Genomic DNA, 14,708 nt, shown 5'->3' with positions numbered 1-14,708 from the left:
CGCCCGGGGGTATGCCGCCAGTTGTAGCGCGCACAAACCCCGGGTTGCGGTTCAGGACTTGTTGCCCACCAAGCTGTCCACCGAGGGCACCCGAGTGTCGCTTTCCATCTGTGTGTCGTGTTCCAGCTGATGACTGAAACGGTCCAGGGAGCCCTGGGCCGGCTGTGCATCGCTGGCGAACACCGGTGGGCTGAGGATATAGGCGCTGAGCAAGCGGCTGAGCGCCGCCAGGCTGTCTATATGGGTGCGCTCGTAGCCGTGGGTGGCGTCGCAACCGAAGGCCAGCAAGGCGGTGCGAATGTCATGGCCGGCGGTGACCGCCGAATGGGCGTCGCTGAAGTAGTAGCGGAACAGGTCGCGGCGCACCGGCAGTTCGTGCTCGGCGGCCAGACGCAGCAGGTGCCGGGACAGGTGATAGTCGTAAGGGCCGCCGGAGTCCTGCATGGCCACGCTCACCGCGTGCTCACTGGAGTGCTGGCCCGGTGCGACCGGGGCGATGTCGATGCCGACGAATTCGCTGACGTCCCAGGGCAGGGCCGCCGCCGCACCGCTGCCGGTTTCCTCGGTGATGGTGAACAGCGGGTGGCAGTCGATCATCAAGCTTTCACCGCTGTCGACGATGGCCTTGAGCGCTGCCAGCAGGGCGGCGACACCGGCCTTGTCATCCAGGTGCCGGGCGCTGATGTGGCCGCTTTCGGTGAACTCCGGCAGCGGGTCGAAGGCGACAAAGTCGCCCACGCCTATACCCAAGGATTCGCAATCGGCGCGGGTGGTGCAGTAGGCGTCCAGGCGTAGTTCGATGTGGTCCCAACTGATGGGCAACTCGTCCACCGCGGTGTTGAAGGCGTGGCCGGAGGCCATCAACGGCAGCACGCTGCCGCGCAATACGCCGTTGTCGGTGAACAGGCTGACCCGGCTGCCCTCGGCAAAGCGGCTGGACCAGCAGCCTACGGGTGCCAGGATCAGGCGGCCGTTGTCCTTCACCGCACGGACGCTGGCGCCGATGGTGTCCAGGTGCGCCGAGACGGCCCGGTCGGGGCTGTTCTTCTGGCCCTTGAGGGTGGCGCGGATGGTGCCGCGCCGGGTCAGTTCGAAGGGGATGCCCAGTTCTTCCAGGCGTTCGGCAACGTAGCGCACGATGGTGTCGGTAAAGCCGGTGGGGCTGGGAATGGCGAGCATTTCCAGGAGGACTTTCTGCAGGTAGGCGAGGTCCGGTTGGGGAATCGGGCGGGTCATGGAAACTCCTGATGAAAAAAGGCCATCGATGGTTTCGATGAGGGCGTGGATGGAGGGCCTGGGGGGGCGCCTTCGCGGGCGAGCCAGCTCCTACCAATGGGGCAGGAGCCGGCTGGCCGTCGAAGGATCAAGGCGCCGGTTGGCTGTGGGGAAACAGCAGATCGATAAAGCGCTCGGCGGTGGGCTGCGGTTCGTGGTTGGCCAGCCCGGCGCGTTCGTTGGCTTCGATGAACACGTAGTCCGGCTGGTCTGCTGCCGGCACCAGCAGGTCCAGGCCGACCACCGGAATGTCCAGGGCCCGGGCCGCGCGGATGGCGGCGTCGGCCAGGGTCGGATGGAGAATGCCGGTGACGTCTTCCAGGGTGCCGCCGGTGTGCAGGTTGGCGGTGCGCCGGACGAACAGCCGCTCGCCGGCCGGCAGCACGCTGTTGTAGTCGTAACCGGCGGCATGCAGGGTGCGCTGGGTTTCCGCGTCCAGGGGGATCTTGCTTTCGCCGCCGGTGGCAGCCTGGCGTCGGCGGCTGCGGGCCTCGATCAAGGCACCAATGGAATGCCGACCGTCGCCGATGATCTCGGCGGGACGGCGGATGGCCGCGGCCACCACTTCAAAGCCGATCACCAGGATGCGCAGGTCCAGCCCTTCGTGGAAGCTTTCCAGTAACACTCGGCTGTCAAAGCGGCGGGCCTGGTCGATGGCGCGCTGCACCTCTTCAATCGTGCTCAGATCCACGGCCACGCCTTGTCCCTGTTCTCCGTCCAACGGCTTGACCACCACCCGCTGGTGCTCGTCGAGAAACTCCAGGTTGTCGTCGGCGTTGCCCGCCAATTGCTGGGCGGGCAGCTTCAGGCCGGCCTCTTTGAGCACCTTGTGGGTCAGGCTCTTGTCCTGGCACAGGCTCATGCTGATGGCACTGGTCAGGTCGCTCAGGGATTCCCGGCAGCGCACCCGGCGCCCGCCGTGGCTGAGGGTGAACAGCCCGGCGTCGGCGTCATCCACCTGGACATCGATGCCACGGCGATGGGCCTCCTCGACGATGATCCGTGCATAGGGGTTGAAGTCCGCCTGGGGCCCGGGGCCGAGGAACAGCGGCTGGTTGATGCCGTTCTTGCGCTTGATGGCAAAGGTCGACAGGGTGCGAAAGCCCAGCTTGGCGTAGAGGTTCTTGGCCTGGCGGTTGTCGTGCAGCACCGACAGGTCCAGATAGCTCAGGCCGCGGCTCATGAAGTGTTCGATCAGATGCCGCACCAGCACTTCGCCCACGCCCGGGCGGCTGCAATCGGGGTCCACCGCCAGGCACCAAAGGCTGCTGCCGTGCTCCGGGTCCTGGTAGGCCTTGTGGTGGTTCAGGCCCATGACGCTACCGATCACCGCGCCGCTGTCTTCGTCCTCGGCCAGCCAGTACACCGGACCGCCCTGATGGCGCGGAGTCAGCAGCTTCGGATTGATGGGCAGCATGGCCCGGGCCTGATACAGCTGATTGATGGCCTGCCAGTCCGATTCGCTCTGGGCCCGACGGATACGGAAGCCGCGAAACACCCGGGTGGCCTGGCGATAGTCGCTGAACCACAGACGCAGGGTGTCGGAAGGGTCAAGGAACAGTTGCGCCGGTTCCAGCCCGAGCACCTGTTGCGGCGCCGCCACATACAGAGCGATGTCGCGCTCGCCGGGACGCTCGTTGAGCAACTCCTCGGCGAGGCGGGTGGGGTTGGGAAAGGTATGGCCGATCAGCAGTCGGCCCCAGCCGCAATGCACGGCGATGGGTTCATTGCCGGGTTCGCTGCCGTCTTCGGCAAAGCGCGCTTGCAGACGTTCATAGGACGGCGCCTGGCCGCGCAGCAGGCGTTGGCTGTAAGCCGTGGCGTGAGCTTTCATCGGTCAGATTCCTTGTTCGCTGAGCCACAGGTTCAAGGCCGCCAGTTGCCACAGCTTGGAGCCGCGCAGGGGCGTCAGTTGGCCCTGGGGATCGGTCAGCAGGCGATTGAGCATGGCCGGGTTGAACAGGCCGCGATCCTGGCTCGGGTCCAGCAGCAGTTCACGCACCCAGTTCAGGGTGTCGCCTTGCAAATGCTTGAGGCCCGGCACCGGGAAGTAGCCTTTCTTGCGGTCGATGACCGCGCTGGGGATCACCCGCCGCGCCGCTTCCTTGAGCACCTGCTTGCCACCGTCCGGCAGCTTGAAGCGCGCCGGCACCCGGGCCGACAGCTCCACCAGGCGGTAGTCGAGGAACGGCGTGCGCGCCTCCAGGCCCCAGGCCATGGTCATGTTATCCACACGTTTGACCGGGTCATCCACCAGCATCACCGTGCTGTCCAGGCGCAGGGCCTTGTCCACAGGCGCGTCGGCGCCGGGTTGGGCGAAATGCTCGCGGACGAAGTCGCCGGCGGCGTCGTGTGCCGTCAGCCATTGTGGCTGCACGGTGGCCGCGTAGTCGTCGTAGCTGCGATCGAAGAAGGCCGCACGGTAGGCGGCATACGGGTCGCTGGCGCCGTCTACCTGCGGGTACCAGTGGTAGCCGGCGAACAGTTCGTCGGCGCCCTGGCCGCTTTGCACCACCTTGCAGTGCTTGGCCACTTCTCGGGACAACAAATAGAAGGCGATGCAATCGTGGCTGACCATCGGTTCGCTCATGGCGCGGAACGCCGCCGGCAACTGGTCGATGATCTCGCCCTCGTCGATGCGCAACTGGTGATGCCGGGTGCCGTAGTGGCGGGCAATCAGGTCCGAGTACTGGAACTCGTCGCCGCGTTCGCCGCCGGCATCCTCGAAGCCGATGGAGAAGGTCGACAGGTCGTCTACCCCGACTTCCCGCAGCAGGCCTACCAGCAGGCTGGAATCGACACCGCCGGACAGCAGCACGCCGACATCCACCGCCGCCCGTTGCCGGATGGCCACCGCCTCGCGGGTGCTTTCGAGCACTCGGTCAGTCCAGTCTTCCAGCGTCAGCCGGGCTTCGTCGGCACGGGTGCCGTAGGGCAGGGACCACCAGGTCTGCTGTTCGCTGCGGCCGTCGGCTTCGATGCGCATCCAGGTGGCCGGTGGCAGTTTCTCGATGCCCGCCAGCAAGGTGCGTGGCGCCGGCACCACGGCGTGGAAGTTCAGGTAGTGATTGAGCGCCACCGGGTCGAGGATCGGGTTGATGTCGCCGCCCTTGAGCAAGGCCGGCAGGGCTGAGGCGAAGCGCAGCCGCTGGCCGGTGCGCGACAGGTACAAAGGCTTGACCCCGAGGCGGTCGCGGGCGATGAACAGGCGCTGGGCATCGCGCTCCCAGATGGCGAAGGCGAACATGCCGTTGAGCTTGGGCAGCAGGTCGGCGCCCCAGGCGTGGTAGCCCTTGAGCAGCACTTCGGTGTCACCGCCGGAATGGAAGGCATAGCCCTGGGCTTCCAGTTCGGCGCGCAGTTCGGGGAAGTTGTAGATCGCGCCGTTGAAGGCCAGGGACAGCCCCAGCTGGTTGTCGATCATGGGCTGCGCCGAGCCATCCGACAGGTCCATGATTTTCAACCGCCGATGGCCGAGGGCGATCGGGCCCTGGCTGTGAAAGCCCCAGGCGTCGGGGCCACGGGGGGCCAGGTGATGAGTGATTCGTTCAACCGCTGCCAGGTCGGCAGGTTGATGATCAAAGCGTAATTCGCCAGCTAATCCGCACATAAGTCCTTACCGGTTTTTCCGTTGGGGAGAGTCAATCTGCAGTCGCCAAAAGGGCGGCTACCTGGAAACTGACCTGTGCATAACTCGGGAGTTTTAGATCAATCGGTTATAAGCAGTTGAGCGAGGGCGGGCTGTTGGATGGAGTCGGTCGTGCTGGCTAGCGGTCATGGGCGGCGCTGAAAAATCAGCGCCGCCGCTCTGCTTCAGGCCTGGCCGCGAATCAGGCGACGCAGGGCGAAGCGATTGGGATGGCAGGCTTCGGCCACGCTCCTGGGCAGTGGCAGCGGCTCGTTTTCCAGCCAGGCGGCCAGCAGTTCGCCTGACAGCGGCGCGGTGATCAGCCCGCGAGAACCATGACCGCTGTTGATGTACAGGCCGTCGAGCCAGGGGCAGGGCAGGTCCGGCACCTGGCGCGCGTCCTTGCCCAGGGCGGCGTAGGTGTCGGCGAACGCTTCCGGGTCCGCCAGAGGACCGACGATGGGCAGGTAGTCCGGGCTGGTACAGCGGAAGGCCGCGCGACCTTGCAGGCGGTCCAGGGGTAACTGTTCAGCGTTCAGGCGTTGCAGCAGGTCGCTGGAAATTTCCCGCAGCATCGCAAGGTTACCGGCATGTTCGGCAGTGCTCGGCGTCAGGTCCTGGTTCTTGAAGTCGAAGCTGGCGCCCAGGGTGTGCTCGCCCAGTCGCGGCGGAGCGACGTAACCCTCGGCGCAGACCACGGTGGCCAGGCTCTGACTGTGCTCGGTTTGTGGCAAGCGGGTGATCTGCCCGCGAATACGTTTGAGGGGCAATTCGGCGCTGGCCGGGAAGCGTTTGATTTCGGCGGCACCGGCAAGGATCACCACCGCTGCGCTGGCCAGCATCCGTTCGCCGTCCCAGGCTTGCCATTGCTGGTCGACCCGGCGTAACTCCAGCACGTCCTGATGAGTCAGGAGCCGGATCTGCGGATGCTTGGCCTGCCACTGGCACAGGGCGGGCGGATGCACCCAGCCACCTTCGGGATAGAACAGGCCGCCGTGGTCCAGGCCGATGCCGGCCAGGGCCTGGGCCTCTGGCTGATCCAGCCGCCGCAGCAGGTCGGTGGGGAAGGCCGCGGCCAACTGCGCCTGGCGTTCGGCCTCCTTGGGATTGAACGCCAGTTGCAGCACTCCGCAAGCGTCCCAGTCCTGGCCGCGTTGCAGGTGTTCCAGTTGGCGTCGGGTGTAGCCGAAGCCACTGAGGATCATCTGCGACAGTGCTGTGCCGTGGGCTGAAAGCTTGAGGTAAAGCACCCCTTGCGGATTGCCCGAGGCTTCCTGGGCCAGTTGCTCATGGCGTTCCAGTAATTGCACCTGCCAACCGCGGGCAGCGAGGCTGGCGGCGCTGGCGCAACCGGCCAGCCCGCCGCCGATCACCAGCGCGGTTTTGGCCTGGACCGGCGGGCGGGCGAACCAAGGCTTGGCTCGGGCTGGCGGCGGCGTGTCTTCCGGCCAGCCGAGGAAGTCGCCGCGCAGCACTTCCCATTTGCGACCGATGCCCGGGGTGCGCTTCATCTTGAAGCCCGCCGCGTTCAACAGGCGGCGTACCCAGCCGGTGCTGGTGAAGGTGCTGAGGGTGGAGCCCGGCGCCGCCAGGCGCGCCAGTTCTGCGAACAGTTCCGGGGTCCACATGTCGGGGTTCTTTGCCGGGGCGAAGCCGTCGAGAAACCAGGCGTCGATCTGGGCGTCCAGTTGCGGCAGTTGCTCCAGGGCATCGCCGATCAGCAGGGTCAGGGTGACCCGGCCATCGTCCAGCACGATGCGCTGGAAGCCAGCGTGCACGGCGACGTAGTGCTTGAGCAGCGGTTGGCTCAGGTCCGCCAGTTCCGGCCACAGGGCCAGGGCCCGTTGCAGGTCGGCCGGACTCAGGGGGTACTTTTCCACGCTGACGAAATGCAGCCGGGCAGTGGCCGGCGCCTGCTCCTGGAACAACTGCCAGGCGCAGAGAAAATTCAGCCCGGTGCCGAAGCCGGTTTCACCGATGACAAATTTTTCGCCTGCCTCGAGCGCGGCAAAGCGCTCCCGCAGGCGGTTCTGTTCGATGAACACATGGCGGGTTTCATCCAGGCCCGAGTCGCTGGAGAAGTACACATCATCGAAGACCCGCGAGCGCGGGCGTCCTTGGTCGTCCCAGTCGAGCTGGGCGTGGGGCAGTTCAGGTGTCATGTTCGGCTCGTTTGGCGCAAGGCGGCCATTCTAGCCGATCACCGGCCCCGTGCCTGATCCACGGCAAGCCGCGGCGGGTTCAGGGATTTGTTTTCCTTGGCGCAGGTCCATCCGCTAGTCTTGGACAATTCTTGGAAGGGAGCCACCCATGTTCGAATCCGCTGAAATCGGTCACGCCATCGACAAAGAAACCTACGATGCCGAGGTGCCGGCCCTGCGCGAGGCCTTGCTCGAAGCCCAGTTCGAGCTACGGCAGAAGGCCAAGTTTCCAGTGATCGTGCTGATCAATGGTATCGAGGGCGCGGGCAAGGGCGAGACGGTCAAGCTGCTCAACGAATGGATGGACCCGCGGCTGATCGAGGTGCGCACCTTCGACCAGCAGACCGACGAGGAACTGTCCCGGCCACCGGCCTGGCGTTACTGGCGGATGCTTCCGGCCAAGGGGCGCATGGGGGTGTTTTTCGGCAACTGGTACAGCCAGATGCTCCAGGGCCGGGTGCATGGCCAGATCAAGGACCCGCGCCTGGACCAGGCAATCAATGGCGCCGAACGCCTGGAAAAGATGCTCTGCGATGAAGGCGCGTTGATCTTCAAGTTCTGGTTTCACCTGTCCAAGAAACAGATGAAGGACCGCCTCAAGTCCTTGCAGGATGACCCGCTGCACAGCTGGCGCATCAGCCCGCTGGACTGGCAGCAGTCGCAAACCTACGACAAGTTCGTCAAGTACGGCGAGCGGGTGTTGCGCCGCACCAGTCGTGACTACGCGCCCTGGCATGTGATCGAGGGCGTCGATCCGCATTACCGCAGCCTCACTGTGGGCCGGATTCTGTTGGAAGGATTGCAGAATGCCTTGAGCCGTCAGCCATTGAAGTCGACCCAGGTCAACGCCGCGCCGTTGCCGACAGCGGTGGATCAACTGAGTCTGCTGGACAGCCTGGACATGACCCAGCACCTGGACAAGGATGACTACGAGGAACAGTTGATTACCGAGCAGGCGCGTCTGGCCGGTTTGCTGCGGGACAAGCGCATGCGCAAGCATGCCCTGGTGGCAGTGTTCGAAGGCAACGACGCGGCCGGCAAGGGCGGCGCCATTCGCCGCGTCGCGGCGGCGCTCGACCCGCGCCAGTACAGCATCGTGCCGATTGCCGCGCCCACTGAAGATGAACGGGCGCAGCCTTACCTCTGGCGTTTCTGGCGGCATATTCCGGCGCGCGGCAAGTTCACCATCTTCGACCGCTCCTGGTACGGCCGGGTGCTGGTGGAGCGGGTCGAGGGCTTCTGTCAGCCCACTGACTGGCTGCGGGCCTACAGCGAGATCAACGACTTCGAAGAGCAGTTGGCCGATGCCCGGGTGATCGTGGTGAAGTTCTGGCTGGCCATCGACAAGGACACCCAACTGGAGCGCTTCCAGGCACGGGAGGCGATTCCCTTCAAGCGCTTCAAGATCACCGAGGACGATTGGCGCAACCGCGACAAGTGGGGTGACTATCGTGCCGCTGTCGGCGACATGGTGGACCGGACCAGCACCGAAGTGGCGCCCTGGACGCTGGTGGAGGCCAACGACAAGCGCTGGGCACGGGTCAAGGTCCTGCGCACCATCAATCGGGCCCTGGAGACCGCGTTCGAGCGTTCCGACAAGCACGACAAGAAACAGAAGAAGGACAAGAAGTAGACCGATGGTCGCGCATACGCCCAGTGAATGATTGTCGCGGTGGGCGAGGAGGGGGATCTATGCTCGATGCTCTTTCCTGCCGCCAACAACAGTGAGGTGCGTCATGCGTGAAGTGGTGATCGTCGACAGCGTGCGGACTGGCCTGGCCAAGTCCTTTCGCGGCAAGTTCAACCAGACCCGTCCGGATGACATGGCCGCTCACTGCGTCAATGCGCTGCTCGCCCGCAACGGCATCGACCCGGCCAGTGTCGAGGACTGCATCGTCGGCGCCGGCTCCAATGAAGGCGCCCAGGGTTTCAATATCGGTCGCAACGTTGCCGTGCTCTCGGCTCTGGGCACTGGCACCGCGGGCATGACCCTCAACCGATTCTGTTCTTCAGGCCTGCAGGCGATCGCCATCGCCGCCAACCAGATCGCCTCCGGCTGCAGCGACATCATCGTCGCCGGTGGCGTCGAGTCCATCAGCCTGACCATGAAGAGCGTCAATACCGACAACCTGATCAACCCGCTGCTCAAGGAGCAGGTGCCGGGCATCTACTTCCCCATGGGCCAGACCGCCGAAGTGGTCGCCCGGCGCTACAACGTCAGCCGCGAGGCCCAGGACCTCTACTCCCTGCAAAGCCAGCAACGTACCGCCCAGGCCCAGGCTGATGGCCTGTTCAGCGACGAGATTGTGCCGATGACGGTCAAGTACAAGGTCGAGGACAAGAACACCGGACAGGTGCAGATGGTTGACGGCGTGGTGGATCGTGACGACTGCAACCGCCCCGATACCACTCTGGAGAATCTCGCAGCGCTCAAGCCGGTGTTTGCCGAGGATGGTTCGGTCACTGCGGGCAACTCTTCGCAGCTGTCCGATGGTGCCTCGATGACCCTGGTGATGAGCCTGGAGCGGGCCCTGGCCCTGGGACTCAAGCCCAAGGCGTTCTTCCGCGGCTTTACCGTGGCCGGCTGCGAGCCTGATGAAATGGGTATCGGCCCGGTGTTCTCGGTGCCCAAGCTGCTCAAGGTCAAGGGGCTGACGGTGGATGACATCGACCTGTGGGAACTCAATGAGGCCTTTGCGTCCCAGTGCCTGTATGCCCGCGACCGGCTGGAGATCGATAACGCCAAGTACAACGTCAATGGCGGTTCGATTGCCATTGGCCACCCGTTTGGCATGACCGGTTCCCGTCAGGTGGGGCATCTGGTGCGTGAGTTGCAGCGGCGCAACCTGCGGTATGGCATCGTCACCATGTGCGTGGGGGGCGGCATGGGCGCCACCGGGTTGTTTGAGGCAGTCCGTTAGGTTTCTAGTGCATCACCGACCAAGCCGGCCCCTGTGGGGGACGGCTTGTGCTGTTTACGACCGGCACAATCGTGTTTGCGCTTTGCTGCCAACTGTCTCTGTGTCGGCCCCTGGCCCGGGCCTAGAATGTGGACCTTGCTCGTCAGGCTTTGTGGGGGTCGCATGCATGTCTCGTCCGGTCGTTGGGTTTATGGCTTGTTCCTCGCCTTATTGACCGCGTTGTTGTGGGGCATCCTGCCCATCAAGCTCAAGCAAGTGCTGCTGGTGATGGACCCGGTGACCGTGACCTGGTTTCGCCTGCTGGTGTCCGGCGGCTGTCTGTTTTTCTATCTGGCGGCGGTGGGGCGTTTGCCGCGTTGGCGCGCGCTCGGTCCCAAGGGTGTGTGGCTGGTGCCGATTTCGGTCTTGGGGCTGGTGGGCAACTATGTGTTGTACCTGATGGGCCTGAACCTGCTGAGCCCGGGCACGGCGCAACTGGTGGTGCAGATGGGCCCGATCCTGTTGCTGATCGCCAGTGTCTTTGTGTTCAAGGAGCGCTTCAGTCTGGGGCAGGGCCTGGGACTGCTGGTGCTGTTGCTCGGTTTCGGGCTGTTCTTCAATCAGCGCCTGACCGAGCTGCTGACCTCCCTGAGTGACTACACCGCCGGAGTTCTGACCATTCTCGCGGCTTCGGCGGTCTGGACTTTTTATGCCCTGGGCCAGAAGCAATTGTTGAGCGTGTGGAATTCCTTGCAGGTGATGATGGTGATCTACCTGTTCTGTGCCTTGCTTCTGACGCCTTGGGCGCATCCGCTGGAAGCCTTGGAACTGAGCCCGTTGCAGGGCTGGCTGTTGTTGGCTTGTTGCCTGAATACCCTGATCGCCTATGGCGCCTTTGCCGAAGCCCTGGCCCATTGGGAGGCGTCGCGGGTCAGTGCGACTCTGGCAATCACGCCCCTGGTGACCTTTGCCGCGGTGGCCTGGGCGGCCTGGCTCTGGCCAGAGTATGTACACGCCGAACAGATCAATGGCCTGGGTTATGGCGGGGCGCTGCTGGTGGTACTGGGGTCGGCCTTGACGGCGTTGGGGCCGTCGCTGATGGCGGGGTTGCGCGCCCGACGGCAGCGGATCGCTGCGGGGTGAGTTTCGCTGGCAAGCCAGCTCCTACAGAAGTGTGGCGGTAGGAGCTGGCTTGCCAGCGAAAAAGACGCTGCGCTAACCCTGTATTCCAGCCTCCAGCATGTTTTCCGGTCGCACCCAGGCATCGAACTGCTCATCCGTCAGGTACCCCAGGGCCAACGCCGCTTCCCTGAGGGTCAGGTTCTCGGCATAGGCCTTCTTGGCGATTTCGGCGGACTTGTCGTAGCCGATGTGGGGATTGAGCGCGGTCACCAGCATCAGGCCTCGTTCCAGGTGCTCGGCCATCTGTTGGGGATCGGGCTCCAGCCCGGCGATGCAGTGCTGCTGGAAGTTGCTGCAGCCATCGGCCAGCAGGCGGATCGATTGCAGCAGGTTGTGAATGATCACCGGCTTGAACACGTTCAGTTGCAGATGGCCCTGGCTGGCGGCAAAGCCGATTGCCACGTCGTTGCCCATCACCTGGCAAGCCAGCATCGATAGGGCTTCGCATTGGGTTGGGTTGACCTTGCCGGGCATGATCGAGCTGCCCGGCTCGTTGGCCGGCAGCTTGACCTCCGCCAGTCCCGCTCGCGGGCCAGAGCCCAGCAGGCGCAGGTCGTTGGCGATTTTCATCAGGCACACGGCGAGGGTTTTCAGCGCGCCGGACAGCGTGGTCAGCGGCTCGTGGCCGGCCAGGGCGGCGAATTTGTTGGGGGCGGTGACGAAGGGCAGGCCGGAAAGGGCGGCCAGTTCGGCGGCGATGGCTTCACCAAAACCGTGGGGCGAGTTCAGTCCGGTGCCCACGGCAGTACCGCCCTGGGCCAGCTCGCACACCGCAGGCAAGGCGCTGCGGATGGCTCGTTCGGCGTATCCCAGTTGGGCGATAAAGGCAGAGATTTCCTGGCCAAAGGTGATCGGGGTGGCATCCATCATGTGGGTGCGGCCGGTTTTCACCAGCTTCATGTGCCGGGCCGACAGCTCGGCCAGGCCACCGGACAGTTCGCTGATCGCTGGCAGCAACTGGAACTGCACGGCCTGGGCTGCTGCGATGTGCATGGCGGTCGGGAAGCAGTCGTTGGAACTTTGCGAGCGGTTGACGTGATCGTTGGGGTGTACCGGGGACTTGCCGCCGCGTGGGTTGCCCGCCAGTTCGTTGGCCCGGCCGGCCAGCACCTCATTGACGTTCATGTTGCTCTGGGTGCCGCTGCCGGTCTGCCACACCACCAGGGGAAACTGGTCGTCATGCTCGCCAGCCAGTACTTCGTCGGCGGCCTGTTCGATCAGTCGGGCAATGTCGGCGGGCAGGTCGCCATTGCGATTGTTGACTCGGGCGGCGGCTTTCTTGATCAGGGCCAGGGCATGCAGCACGGATAGAGGCATGCGCTCGTTGCCGATGGCGAAATTGACCAGCGAACGTTGGGTCTGTGCGCCCCAATAGGCTTGTTCCGGGACTTCAACCTGGCCCAGGCTGTCGGTTTCGATTCGATTCATCGTGGCATTCCTCCAAGTCTGACTGGCCAGTTTAGGCCCTGATCTGCGGCTCGGGTTCCGTGGAAGGGGTTTTCCGCCCGCCGCCCGGGCAAAACCAGGGGGCGCCAGGGGGTGGGGTTGAGGGACGCGGATTAATAGGCGCAGAATGGGCGCCCTTGGGGTTCTACCTCGCCTGCTAGATAAAGGAAACTCGATGACCCGTTTTCGTGCCATCTGTACCGCGGTTGTTCTGGTGTGTGCCAGCGGCCAGGTTCTTGCCGATACCGCCAGCCACAACGCCAGTGCCGAGGCCTTCCTGACCCTGGCCCATGCGGACAAGCTCGGTACGCCGGTGTACATGCAAGTCCAGCAAATGTTTGCCCAGCGTTTTGAGCAGACCAAAGCCCCGGAATCCAAACGCGCCCTGCTGGAAACCTACCAGGCCAAGGCCAACGCGGCCCTGGACCAGGCCATTGGCTGGAACAAGCTGAAGCCGGACATGGTCAAGCTCTACACCAGCAACTTCAGCGAGTCAGAGCTCAAGGAACTGGTAGCGTTCTACCGGTCGCCACTGGGCAAGAAAGTCCTGGAAAAAATGCCTCAGCTGACTCAGCAATCGGCGCAGATGACCCAGGCCAAGCTGGAAAGCGCGGTACCGGTGGTGAACAAGCTGCTGGCCGACATGACCGCCGAGCTCGAGCCTAAGGCTGCTCCGGCGAAGAAGAAGTAAGCGGAGCCTGCAATGACCATGCAACAACGTATCGAAACGGCGCTCGGGGCCTTGCAGCCCGAGCACCTGCAAGTGCTGGATGAAAGCCACATGCACAGCCGTGGCCTGGAAACTCACTTCAAGGCGGTACTGGTCAGCGAGCAGTTCGCCGGCCTCAACAGCGTCAAGCGTCATCAGAAGGTCTACGCCACCCTGGGTGAGCTGATGGGCCAGTTCCATGCGTTGGCGCTGCACACTTACACACCCGAGGAATGGTCGAAGATCGGTGTGGCTCCGGCTTCGCCGACCTGCGCCGGAGGCAGTAAGCATTAATCGCGGTTTTTTTGATAGAATCCGCAACGCGCCGCTTATGCCGGCGCGTTTTTTTTTGCATCCGGTTCACCCTTTACGAGGGTAGCCACCTGGAGAGATTTCCCATGACACAACCCATTGTCGTGGCGGCACTGTACAAGTTCGTCACCCTCGAAGATTACGTCAGCCTGCGCGAGCCCCTGCTGCAGGCCATGCTCGACAACGGCATCAAGGGCACCCTGCTGATCGCCGAAGAAGGCATCAATGGCACGGTATCTGGCAGTCGTGAAGGCATCGACGGGCTGCTGGCCTGGCTGAAGAACGATCCACGCATGGTGGATATCGATCACAAAGAGTCGTATTGCGACGAGCAGCCGTTCTATCGCACCAAGGTCAAGCTCAAGAAAGAGATCGTCACCCTGGGTGTGCCCGGCGTGGACCCCAACAAGAAGGTCGGTACTTACGTCGAGCCTCAGGACTGGAACGCCCTGATCAGCGATCCCGAAGTGCTGCTGATCGACACCCGTAACGACTACGAAGTGTCCATCGGCACCTTCGAAGGCGCCATCGACCCCAAGACCACCAGCTTCCGCGAGTTTCCGGACTACATCAAAGCCCACTTCGACCCGAGCAAGCACAAGAAAGTGGCGATGTTCTGCACCGGTGGCATCCGTTGCGAGAAGGCGTCGAGCTACATGCTCAGTGAAGGCTTCGACGAGGTGTTCCACCTCAAGGGCGGGATCCTCAAGTACCTCGAAGAGGTACCGCAGCAAGAGAGCAAATGGCAGGGCGACTGCTTTGTATTCGATAACCGGGTCACTGTGCGCCACGACCTGAGCGAAGGCGACTACGATCAATGTCATGCCTGCCGTACTCCGGTGAGCGTCGAGGATCGGGCTTCCGAGCACTATGTGCCGGGCATCAGTTGCCCTCATTGCTGGGACAAGCTGAGCGAGAAGACTCGCCGCAGCGCCATCGATCGGCAGAAACAGATTGAGTTGGCCAAGGCCCGCAACTTGCCGCACCCGATTGGTTACAACTACAAGCAATCACCTTCCGAGGCTTGAGCCATGTCTGCCCGCCTGCTCTATGTG

General features: G+C 63.8%; 11 protein-coding genes. 6 read left to right on the top strand and 5 right to left on the bottom strand.

Annotation, left to right across the window (positions count from 1 at the left end; translation table 11 throughout):
- Window positions 1-51 precede the first annotated feature (51 nt).
- The 4 genes from ACMGF8_RS27075 to mnmC form a co-directional block, all read right to left on the bottom strand.
- The gene (locus tag ACMGF8_RS27075; RefSeq protein WP_115580662.1) at window positions 52-1,236 is read right to left on the bottom strand and encodes an osmoprotectant NAGGN system M42 family peptidase; all 1,185 of its coding nucleotides are present in this window, start codon (window positions 1,234-1,236) and stop codon (window positions 52-54) included.
- Window positions 1,237-1,363: 127 nt separating this feature from the next.
- On the bottom strand, window positions 1,364-3,109 hold the full coding sequence (ngg, locus tag ACMGF8_RS27070) for an N-acetylglutaminylglutamine synthetase (protein ID WP_102860829.1): 1,746 nt from the start codon (window positions 3,107-3,109) through the stop codon (window positions 1,364-1,366).
- Between the two features lie 3 nt (window positions 3,110-3,112).
- Window positions 3,113-4,885, bottom strand: a complete 1,773-nt coding sequence (locus ACMGF8_RS27065; RefSeq protein WP_416757861.1) for an N-acetylglutaminylglutamine amidotransferase — start codon at window positions 4,883-4,885, stop codon at window positions 3,113-3,115.
- Between the two features lie 203 nt (window positions 4,886-5,088).
- Window positions 5,089-7,065: a bifunctional tRNA (5-methylaminomethyl-2-thiouridine)(34)-methyltransferase MnmD/FAD-dependent 5-carboxymethylaminomethyl-2-thiouridine(34) oxidoreductase MnmC gene (mnmC, locus tag ACMGF8_RS27060; RefSeq protein ID WP_416757859.1), complete on the bottom strand. Its 1,977-nt coding sequence runs from the start codon at window positions 7,063-7,065 to the stop codon at window positions 5,089-5,091.
- A 148-nt stretch (window positions 7,066-7,213) separates the two neighbouring features.
- On the opposite strand from mnmC, the gene pap reads away from it, so the two are divergent.
- From pap to ACMGF8_RS27045, 3 genes are all read left to right on the top strand, one after another.
- Window positions 7,214-8,737: a polyphosphate:AMP phosphotransferase gene (pap, locus tag ACMGF8_RS27055; RefSeq protein WP_102860832.1), complete on the top strand. Its 1,524-nt coding sequence runs from the start codon at window positions 7,214-7,216 to the stop codon at window positions 8,735-8,737.
- A 103-nt stretch (window positions 8,738-8,840) separates the two neighbouring features.
- Complete coding sequence (locus tag ACMGF8_RS27050) at window positions 8,841-10,025, top strand: thiolase family protein (RefSeq protein ID WP_416757857.1); 1,185 nt, start codon at window positions 8,841-8,843, stop codon at window positions 10,023-10,025.
- 162 nt (window positions 10,026-10,187) lie between these two features.
- Entirely contained in the window at window positions 10,188-11,147 is a 960-nt protein-coding gene (locus tag ACMGF8_RS27045) for a DMT family transporter (protein WP_102860834.1), read from the top strand.
- A gap of 72 nt (window positions 11,148-11,219) precedes the next feature.
- Here the strand turns inward: ACMGF8_RS27045 and ACMGF8_RS27040 are convergent, their stop codons facing one another.
- Window positions 11,220-12,614 (bottom strand): class II fumarate hydratase, encoded by a 1,395-nt coding sequence (locus tag ACMGF8_RS27040; protein WP_416757854.1) that lies wholly within the window; start codon window positions 12,612-12,614, stop codon window positions 11,220-11,222.
- A gap of 193 nt (window positions 12,615-12,807) precedes the next feature.
- Here ACMGF8_RS27040 and ACMGF8_RS27035 point away from each other — a divergent pair, with 193 nt between their 5' ends.
- The 3 genes from ACMGF8_RS27035 (at window position 12,808) to ACMGF8_RS27025 (ending at window position 14,681) form a co-directional block, all read left to right on the top strand.
- A complete protein-coding gene (locus ACMGF8_RS27035) occupies window positions 12,808-13,323 on the top strand; it encodes a DUF2059 domain-containing protein (RefSeq protein ID WP_102860836.1) in 516 nt (171 codons plus the stop codon).
- 12 nt (window positions 13,324-13,335) lie between these two features.
- The gene (locus tag ACMGF8_RS27030; protein ID WP_102860837.1) at window positions 13,336-13,635 is read left to right on the top strand and encodes a BolA family protein; all 300 of its coding nucleotides are present in this window, start codon (window positions 13,336-13,338) and stop codon (window positions 13,633-13,635) included.
- 104 nt (window positions 13,636-13,739) lie between these two features.
- Window positions 13,740-14,681, top strand: coding sequence for a rhodanese-related sulfurtransferase (locus tag ACMGF8_RS27025; RefSeq protein WP_102880484.1), 942 nt, complete (start codon window positions 13,740-13,742; stop codon window positions 14,679-14,681).
- Window positions 14,682-14,708: the final 27 nt, after the last annotated feature.

Source organism: Pseudomonas sp. BNK-7, from assembly GCF_048072025.1.
Taxonomy (GTDB): Bacteria; Pseudomonadota; Gammaproteobacteria; order Pseudomonadales; family Pseudomonadaceae; genus Aquipseudomonas; species Aquipseudomonas danubii.
This window is presented reverse-complemented; position numbering and strand designations above follow the sequence as displayed.